Raw genomic sequence first — 17,282 nt, forward strand, 5'->3', positions numbered from 1 at the left:
CTTTCATGCCCGCTGCCCCGGTGAGCACCCGCCGGTGAGCCACCCGCCAGTGAGCCACCCGCCGGCGTAGACCACCTCAGCCCACCGACACGTTCACCGTCCACGCCCCGGACGCCGTCCGCCCCTCGACCTCGACGCGCACGGCCTCGCCCTCATCCTCGTCCGGCACCGTGAAGCTCTCCCCCGCCACCACCGGCGCGTCAGCGAGCGGCGGATACACCGAGTCGCCCCAGCACGCCTCCGACTCCGGATGGGCGTCGAGGACCTCGACCGGGCCACCGCCGGACGGCGCCTCGTTGCGTACGCGATAGACGAGCACCCCCTCGGTGCACGTCGCGCGGTCGTTGCCCTGTGCCCCGCGCGCCTCGAAGGCGATCGCGCTGCCGCGCCCCGTGCGGACGACCGCGAGCTTGGTGCCGCCGACGCCCCCGCGCGCGGGCCGCTTCGACAGCGGCTCCAGCGTCAGCCGCCGCCCCTCGCCCTCCACGCACGCCACCTGCCGCCGGTCGAGCCAGCCGAGCTTCCACTTGTGCCAGCCGAAGAGGTCGGGGGAGAGCCCGAACTGGCTGCCCATGACGTCCCAGTCACCGACGTGCGTGTCCCAGTCGCCCTCGCCCTCCGTCGGCCGGTGGTAGAGGTCGGGCAGGTCGAAGACGTGGCCGGTCTCGTGGGCGAGGACGTTGCGGTCCGGCGGATGCCGCTCGAAGACCGTGACGATGCGCTTGATGTCCGTACCGTCGGCCCGCATCGGCCGGTCGAAATTGACGACCTTCGTCGCGTCCGAGTTGACGCCCGGCGCGTCCGGGTCGGCGACGAAGTAGACGACGTCGTACCGCGAGAAGTCGACGTGCGGATCGGCGGCGCTCACCGCGTCCCGCAGGTAGGCGCTGCGCTTGGAGGCGTTCCAGTCGCGCTGTATGGCGTACGAGGTGGAGTCGTCCGGCATCTCCACCCACTCGCGCTGCGGGTGCGGGCGCAGGGCGAACCTGCCGTAGGAGGCGCGGTCGAAGAACTGGCTCGTGGCGGGGAAGTAGTCGGCCGCAAGCTCCTCGGGGGCGATCTGGGGCGGGGAGTCGGGGAAGGAGAGGAAGACCATCACCGCGTCGAGGGACCGGTCGGGGCGCGTGTAGGCGCCGTTCCAGGAGTCGAGGCCCTCCGAGTGATGCGCCGGTGTGCGCTGGAGTGCGCACGGGACCACCGGGGTCTCGGCGATCGCGGGTCCCGCGACGAGCCCCGTGGCGGCGAGTGCGGTCAGGGACGTAAAGGCGGCGGCCGTGCTGCGCAACCGGGGTCTCTCCCCTCCACGGGTGAGTCCCCAGGGGGGTAGCTGACGCGGCACGTCGACCTCCGGGTGCGGGTTACGGGGCATCCCACCCACCCTGTGCCGCTTTTTTCCATTACGCCCTGTTTGACTGACCCAGCCGGGTGACGCGCCACTCCCGGAGCGCTCACGGAACGTCACAAGTTGTCGCCGGGCGGATCGAGGCGTAAAGGAAGCAGTACACGTGCGAGCAGAAACGATCTGCCGCCGGGTGGGCGCCACATCCGCGCCGGGCATGCGCCTGTCCTATGCCTACCGTGGCCGCCACGCGCCGCCGCTCTGTGGCTGGATGCGCCCTCGGGCCAGCCCCTATGATCGGCACACTTTCCTGCGCGGGCCCGGCCTCGCCGAACAACTGCACTGCGGGAGCAAGTGGTGAACGGAACGTCTGAAGGCCAAGCGCCCACAGCGGTCACAGCACCCGACCTCGCCAGGGCGCCCATCACGGAGCGTCGCCATCGGGGGCAGCGGCCCGACCATCGAGCCGCTTTCGCCGCCGCCCCTCTCGCCCTCGGGGTCGTGGACGGCGAGGGCCTCGTCGTCGATGCCAACGACGCGCTCGCCGAGCTGCTCGGCGCGTCCCCGGACGAGCTCGTGGGCCGTCTCGCCGCCGATCTGGTGGACCTGGCGTCGGACGCGCGCACCTGGCACGCCTACCGCGAGGTACTCCGCGGCCGGCAGGCGAAGCTGCGCTGCACCCGGCGCCTGAAACACCCCGACGGGCACTCGCTGTGGGTCCAGATCACCGTCTCGCCGATGCCCGGCGGGCGTACGGTGCTGCTCGCCGCCACCGACATCAGCGCGCGCCGCGAGCTCCAGGCCCGGCTGCGGCATCTGCAGATGCACGACCCCGTGACCCGGCTGCCCAACCGCAGCCTGTTCTTCGAGCGGCTGGCCGCCGCGCTCGAAGCGGGGGCGTACGACGACACGGGCACCGGCCGGATCGGGCTCTGCTATCTGGACCTGGACGGGTTCAAGGCGGTCAACGACACCCTCGGCCACCGGGTCGGCGACCGGCTGCTGGCGGCGGTCGCGGAGCGGCTGACGCGGTGCGCCGACGAGGCCGGTCACGGCAGGGCCTCGACGCCACTGGTCGCGCGGCTCGGTGGCGACGAGTTCGCGCTGCTCGTGGAGGACTCGACGGGCACGGACCAGCTCGCGGACCTCGCCGACGCTGCGCTCAAGGCGCTGCAGGACCCCTTCGACCTGTCGGGCCAGCGGCTCTCGGTCTCGGCGTCGATCGGCGTGGTGGAGCGCCGCGCGGCCGGGACGACCACCACGTGTCTCATGCAGGCGGCCGACACGACGCTGTACTGGGCGAAGTCGGACGGCAAGGCGCGCTGGACGCTCTTCGACCCCGAGCGCAACGCCCACCGCATGACCCGCCAGACGCTGTCGAGTTCCCTTCGCCCCGCCGTCGAGCGCGGTGAATTCCTGCTGGACTACCAGCCGTTGGTGCGACTTGAGGACGGCGGGGTGCGGGGGGTCGAGGCGCTGGTGCGGTGGCAGCATCCGCGCTTCGGTCTTCTGACGCCGAATCGGTTCATCGGATTGGCGGAGGAGGACGGTTCGATCGTGCAGCTGGGCCGCTGGGTGCTGCGGACGGCGTGCCGCCAGGCCCGGCAGTGGCAGCTGGAGCACCCGGAGCGGCCGCCGGTCTTCGTGAGCGTCAACGTCGCGGTGCGGCAGGTGTGGGACTCGGACCTGGTGGCCGATGTGGCGGAGATCCTCGCCGAAACGGAACTCTCCCCCGAGCTCCTCCAGTTGGAGCTCACGGAATCAGCGGTGATGGGCTCGGCGGGCCGCCCGCTCCAAGCTCTCCAGTCGCTCAGCGACATGGGGGTGCGGATCGCCATCGACGACTTCGGCACGGGGTACTCGAACCTCGCGTACCTGAGCCGGCTGCCGGTCTCCGTCCTCAAGCTGGACGGCTCCTTCGTACGCGGCTTCCAGTACGACGCGGAAGCGGGCGAGGCGCACATCAACCCCGCCGACGAGGTCATCGTCGAGGCCCTGGTGCAACTGGCGCACCGGCTCGGCCTGACCGTCACGGCGGAGTGCGTGGAAACCTCGTCCCAGGCGGCGCGGCTGCGGCGGATCGGCTGCGACACCGGGCAGGGGTGGCTGTACTCCCGCCCGGTGGCGCCGGATCGTATCTCCGCCTTGCTGGCGGCGGGTTAAGGACTACGCGCTGGGCAGCCCATACGCATCGGCGATCAACTCGTAGGAACGCAGACGCACTTCACCGCTGTGGGCGTTGGCCGTGATCATCATCTCGTCGGCACCGGTGCGCTTGGCGAGGTCGTCGAGGCCGGTGCGAACCTGGTCAGCGGTGCCATGAAGGACATTGGAGTTCCAATTCTGGATGAACTCCCGCTCCATCTCGCTGAATTCGTACGCCTCGGCCTCCTCGGGAGTCGGGACGAGCCCCGGCTTCCCGGTGCGGAGGCGGACCATGTTCAGCGCGGCGGCGAGGACTTGCCGCCGGGCTTCCTGCTCGTCGTCGGTGGCCAGCGCGGAGACGCCGATGAGGGCGTACGGGGCGTCGAGGACGGCGGACGGCTTGAAGGACTCGCGGTAGAGGTCGAGGGCCGGGATCGTGTTCTGCGCGGAGAAGTGGTGGGCGAAGGCGAAGGGCAGGCCGAGGACTCCGGCGAGGCGGGCGCTGAACCCGGAGGAACCGAGCAGCCACAGGGGCGGGCGGTGCGGGGACTGGACGCCGCCGGGTGAGGTGGCCTGGACCGGACCCGGGACGGCGTGGATACGGCCGTACGGGTGCCCGTCGGGGAAATCGTCGTCCAGGAAGCGGGTCAGCTCGGCGAGCTGCTGCGGGAAATCGTCGGCGCCTTCGTTCAGGCGGTCCGTCCTGCGGAGCGCTGCGGCGGTCGCGCCGTCGGTGCCCGGGGCTCGGCCCAGGCCCAGGTCGATGCGGCCCGGGGCCATGGCTTCCAGGGTGCCGAACTGCTCCGCGATGACGAGGGGGGCGTGGTTCGGGAGCATGACGCCGCCCGATCCCAGGCGGATGCGGTCGGTGTGGGCGGCGAGGTGGGCGAGGATGACTGCCGGGGAGGAGGAGGCGACTCCCGGCATGGAGTGATGCTCGGCCACCCAGTAGCGGTGGTATCCGCGGCTCTCCGCCAGCCCGGCGATCTCCACGCTCTTCTGCAGGGCGTCGGTGGCCGTCCGCCCCGCGCCCACGGTCACCAGGTCCAGTACGGAGAGCGGGACCGGCGCGCTGCCGTGCCGCTCGCCGCGGATGTCGTCGCTCGGGTCCACTGTCACGGGGTCCAGCCTCCTGCTGCGCGGTACGAATTCCTACTCCCCGCCCCAACAGGAGGCGGGCTCCGTTTTATTCCCCCGGCATCCCCCTACCCGAACAACCTCTCCCACCCACCCACTCGATCACCCCGCATCCACCGGTGAACGAACAAGCCTTTCCCTCCCACCCACCCGATTGCCCCGCGGTGACAGGGGGTGGGTGGGCGTATCGGGCGGGTGGGATTGGGGCAGCCGGGCCCGAGAAGGGGGGGAAGGGGCCGACCGGGGGGGCGACGAACGGCCCCTACCACCAGCGGCTGGGTGGGGGGGGCACGCCGCCTGGGCAGGCAGCGCCACGCACCCGCAGCCGGTAGCGCGCGGGAGGGGCCGTGCCGGTATGTCTGCCCGGAGCACGGCTCGCGGCACTCCGGGAGCGAAGTAGCCCTGCGCCCACCAAACGATAGCGAGGACGGACATACCGGCGCGGCCCCGCACCCAAGGGAGGACCGGCTCCGAAGCCCTACGCACCCGCAGCCGGCAGCGCACGCAAGGGGACGTGCCGGTATGTCTGCCCGGAGCGCAGTTCGCGGCGCTCCGGGAGCGAAGTAGCCCTGCGGTCACTGGACGATAGCGAGGACGGACATACCGGCGCGGCCCCGCACCCAAGGGAGGACCGGCCCCGAAGTCCCACGCGCCCGCAGCCGGCAGCACACGCAAGGGGACGTGCCGGTATGTCTGCCCGGAGCACGGTTCCCGAAGGCTCCGGAACCGAAGCAACCCAACGGACGCCGGACGATAGCGAGGACGGACATACCGGCGCGGCCCCGCACCCACACACGGACGGACGGACGCACGGACGGACGGACCCGCGCTACCCCCGAGCCTGCACCACCGGCTCCTTAGTGAAGAGTGCGCCCAGGGAAGGGGCGTTCACCCGCCGGGACGCCAGGCGTAGCGCCTCCCAGACCGTGACCTGGTTCGCCGTCAGGACCGGCTTGCCCAGGTCCTGCTCCAGCTCATGGATGTACGCCGCGGTGTGCAGCGCCGTATCGGGAAGCAGGAGCGCCTCCGCGTCGGGGTGGTCGCCCGCCTGGGCCATGGCCTTGACCTGCTCCCAACCCCACGTACCCACCTCCGCAGCCGTGATGATGCCGTTCGACTGCGTCGACACGACCTCCACGCCGGCCGCCTTGAGGAACGAGGCGAAGAGCCCCGCCACGTCCTCCGGATACGTGGCGGCGACGGCGACTCGACCCGCCCCCACCTCCCGCGCCGCGTGCGCGAACGCGAAGGACGTACTGGAAGCCGGCAGGCCCGCGGAGCGGGCGAGGGCGCGGACCTGGTCGTGCGCACCCTCCCAGCCGAAGACGAAGCTCGCGCTGGTGCAGGCCCACACCACCGCCTCGGCCCCGGACAGACGCAGCTCCTCGACCCCGGCGGCGAGCCGTGCCGTCGACCCCATCTCCAGGAGTGCGTCGACCCGGTGCGCGTCCTCGCCGATGTCGGTGTGGACGACCTGCAGCCGGACATCACTCCCCAGCATCTGCTCCATGCGGGGGTAGTCGTCCTCAGCCGAGTGACCCGGATAGAGGAAACCAAGTGCGGTCACTTCCAGCCTCCTTCAAGGCAGCGTTGGTGGTCCTTCGGGCAGACCCTGGGGCGGATCGAGCGGTACCACACCGGGCAGCTCACCCGGCGCGGCGACCGGGCCCGCGCCCGGCCTGGCACTCGGATTGATCAGCGCCTGGTAGGGCCCTACGGCATGGGTACCCAACCGGCGCAGGGCGGACCACATCGTCACCTGGTTCGCGGAGATCACGGGCATCCGCAGCTCGGCCTCCAGCTGCGGAATGACGTCGTACGTGGCGAGGTTGGTGCAGCTGATGAAGAGCGCGTCGGCCCCGCCGAGCACCGCCCGCCGCGCCATGTCCGCCACGTCCTTGTAGGGGACTTTCCAGATGTGCCTGGTCAGGCCCAGGTAGGCGCGGCCGGTGACGGACACGCCCGACTCGCCCAGGTACTCCTCCAGGGACTGCGTCACGGACCAGGTGTAGGGCGTGACGAGCGCGATGCGCCGCGCGCCCAGATCCTCGAGCGCTTCGAGCAGCGCGCCCGACGTGGTGACGGCGGAGACCTCACCCTCGCGGGTCATGGCCTCGCACATCGCGCGCTCGCCCGCGATCCCACCGACGAAGCTGCCCGATGTGCAGGCGTACGCGAGGACTTCGGGCCCGATCGCGCTCAGCGCGCGCACCGCCTCGCCGAGGGTTTCGTGCTCGCTGACGAGTCGTGCCAGGTCAAGGCTTACCTCGACGGGGACGTACGGGGTGCGGGTCAGGTGGAGGGAGATCTCGTCCGGCACCCAGCGCCAGAGCTCCCGGTCGAGTGCGAAGTCGAAAGGGGCGACGACACCTACACCGCGTTGAGGGTGTGGTCCGCCGAGGAAGGAGACGTCCATGAGCAGGCCCCAAGTTCGTGCGTGCGTGCATTGGAGGGACCGGCCGGGGGCCGGGAGATGCGGAACCGGCGACGCGCCGGGACGTCGGGATGGGGCAGAAGGCGCCGAGAAGGCGCTACAGAGTGTGCTACGGCCTCGTACGGAGCGTACTGAACCGTGGGGTGCTTGTGATAGAGCACCTCTGTTGACGAAGGTAGTTTCAGGTGCGAGCGTGGTCAATCCGCGCATCTCAGACGGCTCTGGCCGACACAGAACTAAGGGAAGCGGACTCTCATTGCGAAGCGGTTTCTCCTCGATGTCCTCGATGTCCTCGCCTTCCGAATCGGCCTCCGAATCGACGAAGGACCCGATGTCCGAAACAACCGTTCTGGTCCTTGACGCCCCGTCCCCCGCTCCGCCGCCCCGTCTCGGCAGCCTCACCGGGCGCGCCCGGATCCTGCACGCGGACGCGGACACCCTGGCGGACCAACTCCCCCTCGCCGACGTGCTGCTGGTGTGGGACTTCCTCTCGGACGCCGTGCGCGACGCCTGGCCGGGCGAGGGCCGCAGGCCCCGCTGGGTGCACACCGCGAGCGCGGGCGTGGACCGCCTCATGTGCCCGGAGCTCGCCGAGTCCGACACGCTGGTGACCAACGCCCGCGGCGTCTTCGACCAGCCGATCGCCGAGTACGTGGCCGCCCTCGTCCTCGCCATGGCGAAGGATCTGCCGCGCACCCTCCAGCTCCAGGGCGAGCGCACCTGGCGCCACCGCGAGACCCAGCGAGTCGCCCGTACGCGCGCGTGCGTGGTGGGTTCGGGACCGATCGGGCACGCCATCGTCCGCATGCTGAAGGGGCTCGGGATCATCACCGCCCTGGTGGGGCGCAGCGCGCGGGGCGGCGTGCACGGCCCCGACGAGCTCGACCGGCTGATGGCGCGGGCCGACTGGGTGGTGTGCGCGGCGCCGCTCACGGACGACACGCGCGGCATGTTCGACGCGCGGCGCTTCGGGATGATGCAGCCGTCGGCGCGCTTCATCAACATCGGGCGCGGCGCGCTCGTCGTGGAGGACGATCTCGCGGCCGCCCTGTCGAAGAGGTGGATCGCGGGCGCCGCGCTGGACGTCTTCGAGCACGAGCCGCTGCCCCCGGAGAGCCCGCTGTGGACGGCGCCGGGCCTCATCGTCTCCCCGCACATGAGCGGCGACACGGTGGGCTGGCGCGATGAACTGGGCGCTCAGTTCGTCGAGTTGTACGAGGAGTGGGCGGCCGGGCGGCCTCTTTCCAACGTGGTCGACAAGAAACGTGGGTATGTACCCGGGAATTGATCACTGCCGAACGTCACGTCCCACCCCCTGAGGAGCGTGCATGACCGAGCTCACGGATCTCACCGCGGTTCAACTCGTCGACTCCTACCGCAAGGGCGAGGTCAGTCCGGTCGACGCGACACGGGCGGCGCTGCGCAGGGCCGAGGAAGTGCAGCCCGCGGTGAACGCCTTCGTGCGCGTCGACACCGAGGAGGCCCTCGCTCAGGCCGAGTCGAGTGCCGAGCGGTGGCGGCGCGGTGAGCCGCGGGGCCTCCTCGACGGGGTCCCGGTCTCGGTCAAGGACATCCTGCTGCAGCGCGGCGGCCCGACGCTGCGGGGTTCGAAGACGGTCCGTACGGAGGGGACTTGGGACGAGGACGCGCCGTCGGTGGCGCGGCTGCGTGAGCACGGCGCGGTCTTCATCGGCAAGACGACGACGCCCGAGTTCGGCTGGAAGGGCGTCACGGACAGCCCGCAGAGCGGGACCACCCGCAATCCGTACGACACCTCGCGCACCGCGGGTGGCTCCAGCGGCGGCAGCGCGGCGGCCGTGGCGCTCGGTGCGGCGCCGGTATCGCTGGGCACGGACGGCGGCGGCTCGGTTCGGATCCCGGGCGCCTTCTGCGGCATCTTCGCGCTGAAGCCGACGTACGGCCGGGTGCCGCTGTACCCCGCGTCCGCGTTCGGCACCCTGGCGCACGTCGGGCCCATGACGCGGGACGCGGCGGACGCGGCGCTCGTGATGGACGTGATCAGCGGGCCCGACGCGCGAGACTGGTCTCAACTCGGCCCGGTCGCGGACAGCTTCAGCGCGGGTATCGAAGGCGGCGTACGCGGCCTGCGCATCGCGTACTCACCCTCGCTCGGCGGCCAGGTCGCGGTGCGGCCCGCGGTGGCCGCCGCGGTGCGGCAGGCGGTGGAGTCCCTCGCCGCGCAGGGTGCCTACGTCGAGGAGACGGACCCCGACTTCACGGACCCGGTGGAGGCCTTCCACACGCTGTGGTTCAGCGGCGCCGCGCGGGTGACGCAGCATCTGCCGCCCGAACGCCGGGAGTTGCTCGACCCGGGGTTGCGTGAGATCTGTGCGCAGGGCGCCCGGTACAGCGCGCTCGACTACCTTGCCGCAGTTGACGTACGCATGGAGCTCGGCCGTCGCATGGGCCGCTTCCATCAGACGTACGACCTCCTGGTCACTCCGACGTTGCCGATCACCGCGTTCGAGGCGGGAGCGGAGGTACCGAAAGGTTCCGGCCATCGTCGGTGGACGGGATGGACGCCGTTCACGTACCCCTTCAACATGACGCAGCAGCCGGCCGCGACGGTCCCCTGCGGGGTGGACGGGGAGGGGCTGCCGATCGGGGTGCAGCTCGTGGGGGCGCGGCACGCGGACGCGCTCGTCCTGCGGGCCGCGCACGCGCTGTACGAAGCGGGCAGCGCGAGGATCGCGCCGCCCGCGGTGAACTGAGCTCCCTGGGCGTCTACGCCCTGCGGAAATTCAGCGTCTCGCCCTGCGCGCCGCCGCGCCACAGGTCGTTGCAGGCCTCGGCCATCTGGTCGAGGCCGTCGACCACCTGCCCCCAGACGATGCCGGGGACCCAGCCGACGTCGCCGTTGAGCAGCAGGTTGTTGCGCTCGTAGAAGAGGGCGAGGTCCACGACCGTGGCGCCCGCCTTGACGTCCGCGGCCGGTTCGTACCCATAGGCCTGCGTGCCCAGCTGCGTCCCGTTGAAGGAGAAATAGCAGAGGTCGCCGGGAATGGGGGTGACTGTCGGGTTCTCCAGAGGTGGCTCACGGTCCGCGAAAGCCGGAAAGAGGGCGTAGATCTCATTGCGGGCGTACTTCGCGTGATAGACGTCCTCGCTGAGCGGAAGTGCCTCCCACACCGCCGCACAGGTCAACGGGGCCCGGTCGTCGAGCAGCTTTGCCGTGCACTGAACTCCCCGCTTGGCGAGGGAGACTTCGATGAATCGGTCTGCCACAGAGTTCCTCCTATCATCTACAGATCGCGCTCGCGCTCTCACGCGACTCCTGCCCCTTCAGCCACCTCCCCAAAGGTCAGTAGCGGCCGAGACATCCAGCCCGGAACAATCTTGCGTGCCGCAAGATCCGAAGAAGGAGTTGCCTGTCGTGACCCAGAAGACCGCCACGCCAATGGTCAAGCGTGCGAAGAGTCCCGGGCGGAGCGCCTCGCTGGGAGTCCTGGCGCTCACACTGACTACCAGCATCGTGCTCGGAAGCGCCCCCGCGGACGCGGCGCCGCCACCACGAACCAGCAAAACCTGTGACTACGGCTGGGCCAACTGCAAGCTCACTCGCACGCACCCCCACCGGGGAACTGTGACCGTGAGCCTCAACAACAACGGTGGCCAAAGCGTCACCTTGGGGTGGGATGTGCGACACCGGGGCCGCATTCTCTGTGCGGGAGAAATCAAGGAAAAGTGGGGGCCTAAGAAGTTCAAGTGCAAGAACATGCCCAAGGGGAAGCTGACGCTCGTAGTACCCTACCGAAAGTCGTCCAAGATCAGCATGAAATGGTAGTTCCCTACGAGAATTCCAGGGAATCCACACGGAACCAATAGACACACTCCTAGGACAAAGCAGAGCTGTATCTACCTGCCCCGTAGAACCCGCAGTCACAAGTCCGCTGTGCCACCGTCCTGCAGGGTGCGCACTTCAGAGCATGTGCTCCGGCATGCTCTGCCCGGAGTATCAAGTGCGCTCCAGGGACCGGGAGATGCTCACGCTTACAGCCGGGTTCATCCCCCCTCCATCTAACAGCCCCTGTCAGTAACAGAGTTCGTACCCGATGGCTTCACCTGGCCATCGGGTACACCTCGTTACCGTGGGACATACAAGAAGTATCGCCAGATTCGGTGCCTTCGATACCCAACTGCCCACCTCGACAAAGGGCCGGAAACTATCGGCATACCTTGCGTCCATTCGGGTAGCTGCGCGCCCATGGCTCTGACAAGACGAGACCAACTTCAGCTACCTGATGAGCGGCGCGGTGTGCGCCGACGATCCCTTCTCGCGGGCATGGCCGCACTTGGTGCGGTGGGCGCTGCGGGCTGCAGTCGTGTCCCAAGTGAGGGCACGATCAAAGGAGGTAGCCTCCTCGACCGGCTCCGCGACGCGGGGAGCGTTCGGGTAGGCATTGCGAGTGAGCCGCCGTTCGGCTACATCAACGAAGACGGTGAAGCCACCGGAGAGGCACCGGAGATCGCTCGCGTCATCTTCAGGCGCCTTGGTGTGCCGGAGATCCGGGCGATCCCTGTGGAGTTCGGAGCGTTGATCCCGGGCTTGAAGGCGCAACAGTTCGATGTCGTGTCGGCAGGCATGTACATCAACCCAGTCCGCTGCGAGCAAGTGCTGTTCTCTGACCCTGACTACCTCATGCTTGACGCCTTCATCGTGAAGAAGGGCAACCCGCATGGGATCAAGACGTACGAGGACGTGGCCAAGAAGGGTCTCAAACTGGCGAGCGGCAAGTCATACGCCGAGATTGACTACGCCAAGGCCGCAGGGGTGAAGGAAGTCATGATCCTGCCCGATCAGGTGGCAGGACTCGATGCCGTGGCCCAAGGCCGGGTCGACGCCTTCGCCGGAACGAACGTCACCGTCAAGGGTGTGGTGAAGGGCTCCAACCGTGCGGAGTCGAGCGAGCCGTTCCAGCCCGAGGTCGACGGCAAGCCGGCCTACGGTGCTGGCGGGTTCGCGTTCCGGCAGTTCGAGAAGAACCTTCGCGACGCTTTCAACGAGGAGTTGCACAAGCTCAAGAAGTCCGGCGAACTCCTTCGCATCGTGCGCCCCTTCGGCTTCACCGAGGACGAGATGACGGACCTCACCGCCAAGGAGTTGTGCGGCTGATGATGACATCCGAGTTCTTCGAGACCTGGTTCCTGCCCGGCATCTGGATCACTGTCCAGGTGACGCTGTACAGCGCCGCTCTGGCCCTGGTCGTAGCCTTCGCCATCGGCACGCTGCGCACATCGCGGCTGTGGATCGTCCGATTCCTCTCAGGTATCTACTTCGAGCTCTTCCGCGGAACGTCGGCTCTTGTCCTGATGTTCTGGATGGCATTCGCCCTACCGCTGCTCGCCGGATGGCAGTTCGTACCCATGGCCTCGGGCGTCCTGGCCCTTGGTCTGACCTACGGCGCGTACGGTTCCGAAGTTGTGCGCGGCGCTTTGGCCGCCGTGCCCACGGCCCAGCGCGAGGCGGGGGTCGCGCTGAGCTTCACGAAGATGCAGCGTCTACGCCGCATCGAGCTGCCTCAGGCCTGGCCCGAGATGGTCCCAGCCTTCAACAACCTGCTGATCGAGCTGATGAAGGGCACAGCGCTGGTCTCCATCATCACGGTCGCCGACATGACCTTCGCGGGTGGCCTCGTTCGGCTGGCCAAGAACGAGAGCGCTCCGATCTACTCGCTGCTCCTCGTCCTCTACTTCGTCTTCGCTTTCATCCTCACGCGCGGCATGAGGGTGCTTGAGCGGCACGCCAAGAAGAAGGTGGGCCGAGCACCCGACAAGTCCGGCCTGTTCAGCGGCCTGCGTGCCAAGCCCTCCACTGATGTCATCACCGGTACCGGAGGTGTCAAGTGAACTGGGACTGGAGCGTCATCGACGACTTCATGCCGCGCTTCTGGGACGGCGTGCAGGTCACGCTGCAGGCGCTGCTCTTCGGCTCGCTCATCGCGTTCTCGCTCGGCCTCGTCTGGGCCATCGCGCAGCGGTCATCACTGGTTTGGATCCGCTGGCCGGTCACGGCCATCACCGAATTCATCCGCAACACCCCGCTCCTGGTGCAACTGTTCTTCCTTTTCTACGTGGTGCCGGAGTGGGGCCCTTCGATGTCCCCGCTCACCACGGGCATAATCGGGCTCGGCCTGCACTACTCGACGTACACCGCCGAGGTTTACCGGGCCGGCATCGACGCCGTGCCGGTCGGCCAGTGGGAAGCAAGTACCGCACTCAGCCTGTCCCGCACCCATACCTGGCGCGCGGTGATTCTGCCGCAAGCCATTCGGCGCGTGGTGCCCGCGCTCGGCAATTACGTGATCGCCATGCTGAAGGACTCGCCAATGATCGCAATCATTGGCGCCCTCGACATGCTCGGTGAGGCCCGCGCGTACAGCGACGAAACTTTCACCACCGAGGCGCTGACCCTCGTCGGCGTCGCCTTCATCGTCATCGCCTACCCGGCATCCCTCCTCCTCCGAGCCTTGGAGCGTCGTCTTGTCCGCTGACAACAGCCTCTCGAAGGAAACGGCCAACCCCGGCGTGGACGGCAGCGAGCTGATCCGCTTCGACAAGGTCATCAAGCGCTTCGGCTCGAACACTGTCCTCGACGAGCTCGACTTCTCTGTGGCGTCCGGCAAGCACGTCACGCTGATCGGCCCGTCCGGCTCCGGCAAGACCACGATCCTGCGGCTCCTGATGACCTTGATCAAGCCCAACGAGGGCACGATCAAGGTGGGCGGCCAGTACCTCACTCACGAGCAGAAGAACGGCAAGCTGGTCCCGGCCGGCGAGAAGCACATCCGCGAGGTCCGCAAGAACATCGGGATGGTCTTCCAGCAGTTCAACCTCTTCCCGAACATGAAGGTCCTTCGCAACATCATGGAGGCCCCCGTCAACGTTCTTGGGCTGTCGAAGGACGAGGCCGAACAACGGGCCCGCGAGCTCCTCGACCTGGTCGGCCTCGGTGACCGCTGCGACGACTATCCGACGCAGCTCTCCGGTGGACAGCAGCAGCGAGTGGCGATCGCGCGTGCCCTCGCGATGCGCCCGCAGGTGCTTCTCTTGGACGAGGTCACATCCGCGCTCGACCCCGAGCTTGTGGCTGGTGTGCTCGATGTCCTTAGGGACATCGCGCACACCACGGACATCACGATGCTCTGCGTGACCCACGAGATGAACTTCGCCCGTGACATCTCGGACCAGGTCCTGATGTTTGACTCCGGCCGCGTCATCGAATCCGGTACGCCGGAGAAAATCTTCACGGAGCCAGAGCACGAACGCACTCGGGAGTTCCTTAGCGCGGTGCTCTAGTCACCAGCAGTCAAGGCGACACGCCGTGGGCCCGGCTCCCCGATCAGGTGGCCGGGCCCTTTCTTTCGCTTCTCTCGCGGTACCAGCAACCAAGTGTCGAGCAGTGCCCCATTGGACACCTCCCAAAGGTCCAATAGCGCGACGGAGCAAGCCTATTGAAGACTCTGCTCACACACCGAACTACCAACGCCCAGGAGCCGCACCGTGTCCATATCCACAGTCCGCCGTCCGCGCGCCCGGCGAACAGCGTCCTTCGCAGTGGCCGCCATGGCTGCACTCAGTCTGCTGGGCACCGCCCCCTCGGCCTCCGCCTCACCGGACGACACGCAGAGCGATAATGGTGCTAGCCGAGTGATTGCAAGGGACAAGTACGGTGACTGGACGAAGCTAGGTCCGCCCGCTTACAAGGTGAAGTGCCGGGTCTATGCCGCGCTCAGCGTCAGTGGCCGCACGATTCGAGGCGTCGCGGACGGCCAGTGCAAGAGGGCTGCCCCGAAGGTCACCGTCAGCGTCATAAGCATCAACGGACGACTTCTTCGTCCCGCCAAGACCACCCTTGGCGGCGGCGGTAAGTACACGCACGGCAAGATCCTGAAGAAGAAGAACCCCCGTGGCAAGCAGAAGATCTGCGTTCACACCTACGTGAATCACCCGGGTGACGACAGCACAGCACGGAGCGAAGCAAAGGTCTGCATCAGGGCCTGATGTCACGGGCTCGCGAGGAGCGGGCCTCTAGTCATCGTCGCGGGTGCGCCGCCCTGGCCTGCGCAGGGTGGCAATTTCAGTAACCTCGAAATGAGATACGCAACGTTCCACTTCCATCCCGCTACGAGCGATATTCCCTTAGGATGCCAGCTGATGGTACGTCAAACGGGGAAGGTGTGGAACGTCTGTGGCGAAGAGTGCGTATGACCAAAATCGCCCTCACGAAGCCTCACTCAGCGAAGGCTTCTGCTCGTGTCAACTAGCACGAAAGGCGAACGAAACGCAGCCACCAGTGGATAGGCTGACAGGGCGAGAGCGACAGGTGCTGGCCTTGCTGGGCGGCGGCTTGCCCACCCGAGCCCTAGCCAGCAAACTGGGCATAGCTGAGCGCACAGTGAAATCCCATATAACACATATCATCGGGAAGCTGGAACTCGAATCTCGCCTGGAAGCGGCCCTTGTCGCAAATATCCATCATGACCTTATTTGCCCAGGGGCTATAGGCGGATTTCACGGATGACCGGGGGCGTTAAGTACAACGTCAGTCCAAATCTGTCTCGGCAATTTGATGGGCCAGTGGGCGCATGCCCGCTCGCTAGAGAAGAGCGGGATGTCCCAGTCTCATCGAATGGGCCTCGACGCCAGCTCCCGGCGGTCGCGATCCACGGGTTCCCCAGTCGAGCACTGCGATCACTCGCGGATCTGAGGAGCATCAGCCGCACCCATGGCGCTTGGGCTTGACACTGGCATATGCCAGAGTGGCGCGTTCCAGCTGACAGAGCTGGAACGCGCCACCAATCTCCTCAACAGCCGCTCCATATGCACCTCTTGGCGGCTATCGTGGGACGGAGCCCAGCTGTCCGGAACCGTTCCACGCAGGGGGAAGCCGTGGCGCTGAAGCACGAGCCGACCACGCCGCAGCACTCGGTGCAGAGCGCCCTGCGGGTGCTCGAAATCGTCGCCCGGCACGACGGCGGCGTCACCGACGCCGAGCTCGCCCGGCAGACCAGACTCCCCGCACCCCAGCTCGCCGCCCTGCTGCGCATGCTGCGCCGCGAGGCCTACGTCGAGCAGGTCGCCGACGGTGCGTACGTGTCCGGCGAGTCCCTCGCCCGCCTCGGCTCGGCCCACCGCCGCGAGCAGGCCCTGCGGGACAAGCTGAAGCTGACGCTCGACGGGCTGCGCGACTCGATCGGCGCCGCCGTCTACATCAGCCGGTACGAGGACGGCGAAATCAAGATCACCGACTTCGCGGACGGCCCCCGCACCCCCAAGGTCAACGAGTGGGTGGACTTCCGCTCCTCCGCGCACGCCAGCGCGGTCGGCAAGAGCCTGCTGACCCAGCTCGACCTGAACGGCCGCAGGGACCACCTCTCCCGCCACAAGATGGCCCGCCTCACCTCGCGCACGATCACGAACGAGCGTGTCCTCCTGAACAGCCTTGCCGCCCAGCCCGCGACGGTCCCGGTCCTCGACCTCCAGGAGTACGCGGTCGGCACGGTCTGCGCCGCCGTCCCCATCACCGCGGGCTCCGCGGTCGGCTGCCTGGCGCTCTCCCTGCCGGTGGAGCACGCGCACCGGCTGCGGGAAGCGGCACAGACGCTCAACCGCGGGGCGGCGCCGGTGCTGCTCTCGCTGGCGATCTAGGCACGCCTCGCGGGCGGTCCCGAGCACCCTCCGGGACCAGGTATTATTTTCGAGTCAGCAGGCGCCGCTAGCTCAGTTGGTTAGAGCAGCTGACTCTTAATCAGCGGGTCCGGGGTTCGAGTCCCTGGCGGCGCACAGACGGGAAGAAGCCCCTCGCGGAAGCGAGGGGCTTCTTTCGTCCCCGGGCGAGGCCTTTCCCGCCTCTCATCCCCCGCACCCAGCACCCATGCCGGTCAGGCAAGCACCACCCAGTCCATGACCAGGGCTGCCACCAGACCGACGGCGAGGAGATAGCTGCCGAGCCGGGTCCGGCCGCGCCTGCTGAGTTCGATCACCAGGCCGCAGAGGACGAGCAGCAGCCCGTACACCCCCACGACAAGCACGGACGACCGGCTCGCCAGTCGTACGGCGAGCACTACGGCCGCCGCGGCCATCAGCACCGAGGCCGCGGCGATGCGTATGCGGCGGGCCTGGCGCGGCGTGAGGCCTGCCCGTATCTGGTCTGACGTGCTCATGGTCCGGAATCGTAATCGACCTGACCGGTGGCCTGTGCACGCT

General features: G+C 68.2%; 17 protein-coding genes and 1 tRNA gene. 12 read left to right on the plus strand and 6 right to left on the minus strand.

Features of this window, described 5'->3' with window-relative positions; translation table 11 throughout:
- Positions 1–76: 76 nt before the first annotated feature.
- Positions 77–1,369 carry a M6 family metalloprotease domain-containing protein gene (locus ACIBCK_RS05285; RefSeq protein ID WP_399386844.1) on the minus strand — a complete coding sequence of 431 codons (1,293 nt, stop codon included), beginning with the start codon at positions 1,367–1,369 and terminating at the stop codon, positions 77–79.
- A 327-nt stretch (positions 1,370–1,696) separates the two neighbouring features.
- Between ACIBCK_RS05285 and ACIBCK_RS05290 the strand changes: the two genes are divergently transcribed.
- The gene (locus tag ACIBCK_RS05290; RefSeq protein ID WP_399386846.1) at positions 1,697–3,502 is read left to right on the plus strand and encodes a putative bifunctional diguanylate cyclase/phosphodiesterase; all 1,806 of its coding nucleotides are present in this window, start codon (positions 1,697–1,699) and stop codon (positions 3,500–3,502) included.
- A gap of 3 nt (positions 3,503–3,505) precedes the next feature.
- Here the strand turns inward: ACIBCK_RS05290 and ACIBCK_RS05295 are convergent, their stop codons facing one another.
- The 3 genes from ACIBCK_RS05295 to ACIBCK_RS05305 all read right to left on the minus strand — a co-directional run bounded on the left by ACIBCK_RS05295 (position 3,506) and on the right by ACIBCK_RS05305 (position 7,037).
- Positions 3,506–4,603: an LLM class flavin-dependent oxidoreductase gene (locus ACIBCK_RS05295; protein WP_399386848.1), complete on the minus strand. Its 1,098-nt coding sequence runs from the start codon at positions 4,601–4,603 to the stop codon at positions 3,506–3,508.
- Between the two features lie 847 nt (positions 4,604–5,450).
- Positions 5,451–6,188 carry an aspartate/glutamate racemase family protein gene (locus tag ACIBCK_RS05300; RefSeq protein WP_399386849.1) on the minus strand — a complete coding sequence of 246 codons (738 nt, stop codon included), beginning with the start codon at positions 6,186–6,188 and terminating at the stop codon, positions 5,451–5,453.
- Positions 6,189–6,200: 12 nt separating this feature from the next.
- Positions 6,201–7,037 carry a decarboxylase gene (locus ACIBCK_RS05305; RefSeq protein ID WP_399386850.1) on the minus strand — a complete coding sequence of 279 codons (837 nt, stop codon included), beginning with the start codon at positions 7,035–7,037 and terminating at the stop codon, positions 6,201–6,203.
- A gap of 349 nt (positions 7,038–7,386) precedes the next feature.
- On the opposite strand from ACIBCK_RS05305, the gene ACIBCK_RS05310 reads away from it, so the two are divergent.
- Together ACIBCK_RS05310 and ACIBCK_RS05315 are read left to right on the plus strand one after the other, a co-directional pair.
- The gene (locus tag ACIBCK_RS05310; RefSeq protein ID WP_399386852.1) at positions 7,387–8,343 is read left to right on the plus strand and encodes a D-2-hydroxyacid dehydrogenase; all 957 of its coding nucleotides are present in this window, start codon (positions 7,387–7,389) and stop codon (positions 8,341–8,343) included.
- A 40-nt stretch (positions 8,344–8,383) separates the two neighbouring features.
- Positions 8,384–9,787 carry an amidase gene (locus tag ACIBCK_RS05315; protein WP_399386854.1) on the plus strand — a complete coding sequence of 468 codons (1,404 nt, stop codon included), beginning with the start codon at positions 8,384–8,386 and terminating at the stop codon, positions 9,785–9,787.
- Between the two features lie 13 nt (positions 9,788–9,800).
- On the opposite strand, the gene ACIBCK_RS05320 is transcribed toward ACIBCK_RS05315, so the two are convergent.
- Positions 9,801–10,301, minus strand: coding sequence for a DUF3830 family protein (locus ACIBCK_RS05320; RefSeq protein ID WP_399386856.1), 501 nt, complete (start codon positions 10,299–10,301; stop codon positions 9,801–9,803).
- 148 nt (positions 10,302–10,449) lie between these two features.
- Between ACIBCK_RS05320 and ACIBCK_RS05325 the strand changes: the two genes are divergently transcribed.
- From ACIBCK_RS05325 to ACIBCK_RS05365, 9 genes are all read left to right on the plus strand, one after another.
- Positions 10,450–10,860: a hypothetical protein gene (locus tag ACIBCK_RS05325; protein ID WP_399386858.1), complete on the plus strand. Its 411-nt coding sequence runs from the start codon at positions 10,450–10,452 to the stop codon at positions 10,858–10,860.
- 498 nt (positions 10,861–11,358) lie between these two features.
- Positions 11,359–12,189 carry an ectoine/hydroxyectoine ABC transporter substrate-binding protein EhuB gene (gene ehuB / locus ACIBCK_RS05330; protein ID WP_399386859.1) on the plus strand — a complete coding sequence of 277 codons (831 nt, stop codon included), beginning with the start codon at positions 11,359–11,361 and terminating at the stop codon, positions 12,187–12,189.
- Positions 12,189–12,923, plus strand: a complete 735-nt coding sequence (ehuC, locus tag ACIBCK_RS05335) for an ectoine/hydroxyectoine ABC transporter permease subunit EhuC (RefSeq protein WP_399386861.1) — start codon at positions 12,189–12,191, stop codon at positions 12,921–12,923. Before ehuB ends, ehuC begins: the two co-directional genes overlap by 1 nt.
- Positions 12,920–13,567 carry an ectoine/hydroxyectoine ABC transporter permease subunit EhuD gene (gene ehuD / locus ACIBCK_RS05340; RefSeq protein WP_399386863.1) on the plus strand — a complete coding sequence of 216 codons (648 nt, stop codon included), beginning with the start codon at positions 12,920–12,922 and terminating at the stop codon, positions 13,565–13,567. Before ehuC ends, ehuD begins: the two co-directional genes overlap by 4 nt.
- Before the next feature lie 34 nt (positions 13,568–13,601).
- Positions 13,602–14,372 carry an ectoine/hydroxyectoine ABC transporter ATP-binding protein EhuA gene (gene ehuA, locus ACIBCK_RS05345; protein WP_399387266.1) on the plus strand — a complete coding sequence of 257 codons (771 nt, stop codon included), beginning with the start codon at positions 13,602–13,604 and terminating at the stop codon, positions 14,370–14,372.
- A gap of 258 nt (positions 14,373–14,630) precedes the next feature.
- The gene (locus ACIBCK_RS05350; RefSeq protein ID WP_399386864.1) at positions 14,631–15,077 is read left to right on the plus strand and encodes a hypothetical protein; all 447 of its coding nucleotides are present in this window, start codon (positions 14,631–14,633) and stop codon (positions 15,075–15,077) included.
- Between the two features lie 292 nt (positions 15,078–15,369).
- Complete coding sequence (locus ACIBCK_RS05355; RefSeq protein ID WP_399387268.1) at positions 15,370–15,597, plus strand: helix-turn-helix transcriptional regulator; 228 nt, start codon at positions 15,370–15,372, stop codon at positions 15,595–15,597.
- Positions 15,598–15,965: 368 nt separating this feature from the next.
- Positions 15,966–16,724, plus strand: coding sequence for an IclR family transcriptional regulator (locus ACIBCK_RS05360; protein WP_399386866.1), 759 nt, complete (start codon positions 15,966–15,968; stop codon positions 16,722–16,724).
- 61 nt (positions 16,725–16,785) lie between these two features.
- Positions 16,786–16,859: transfer RNA gene (locus tag ACIBCK_RS05365), tRNA-Lys, on the plus strand.
- A gap of 98 nt (positions 16,860–16,957) precedes the next feature.
- Here ACIBCK_RS05365 and ACIBCK_RS05370 read toward each other — a convergent pair.
- On the minus strand, positions 16,958–17,239 hold the full coding sequence (locus ACIBCK_RS05370; RefSeq protein WP_160505209.1) for a hypothetical protein: 282 nt from the start codon (positions 17,237–17,239) through the stop codon (positions 16,958–16,960).
- Between the last annotated feature and the right edge of the window lie 43 nt (positions 17,240–17,282).

Source organism: Streptomyces sp. NPDC051218, from assembly GCF_044455475.1.
GTDB lineage: Bacteria > Actinomycetota > Actinomycetes > Streptomycetales > Streptomycetaceae > Streptomyces.

Excerpts from the sequence above, each read along its gene's own strand:
- ACIBCK_RS05285 (WP_399386844.1), bottom strand. The coding sequence starts at position 1,369 with ATGCCCCGTAACCCGCACCCGGAGGTCGACGTGCCGCGTCAGCTACCC.
- ACIBCK_RS05305 (WP_399386850.1), bottom strand. The coding sequence starts at position 7,037 with ATGGACGTCTCCTTCCTCGGCGGACCACACCCTCAACGCGGTGTAGGT.
- ACIBCK_RS05310 (WP_399386852.1), top strand. The coding sequence starts at position 7,387 with ATGTCCGAAACAACCGTTCTGGTCCTTGACGCCCCGTCCCCCGCTCCG.
- ACIBCK_RS05315 (WP_399386854.1), top strand. The coding sequence starts at position 8,384 with ATGACCGAGCTCACGGATCTCACCGCGGTTCAACTCGTCGACTCCTAC.
- ehuB (WP_399386859.1), top strand. The coding sequence starts at position 11,359 with ATGGCCGCACTTGGTGCGGTGGGCGCTGCGGGCTGCAGTCGTGTCCCA.
- ehuC (WP_399386861.1), top strand. The coding sequence starts at position 12,189 with ATGATGACATCCGAGTTCTTCGAGACCTGGTTCCTGCCCGGCATCTGG.
- ACIBCK_RS05370 (WP_160505209.1), bottom strand. The coding sequence starts at position 17,239 with ATGAGCACGTCAGACCAGATACGGGCAGGCCTCACGCCGCGCCAGGCC.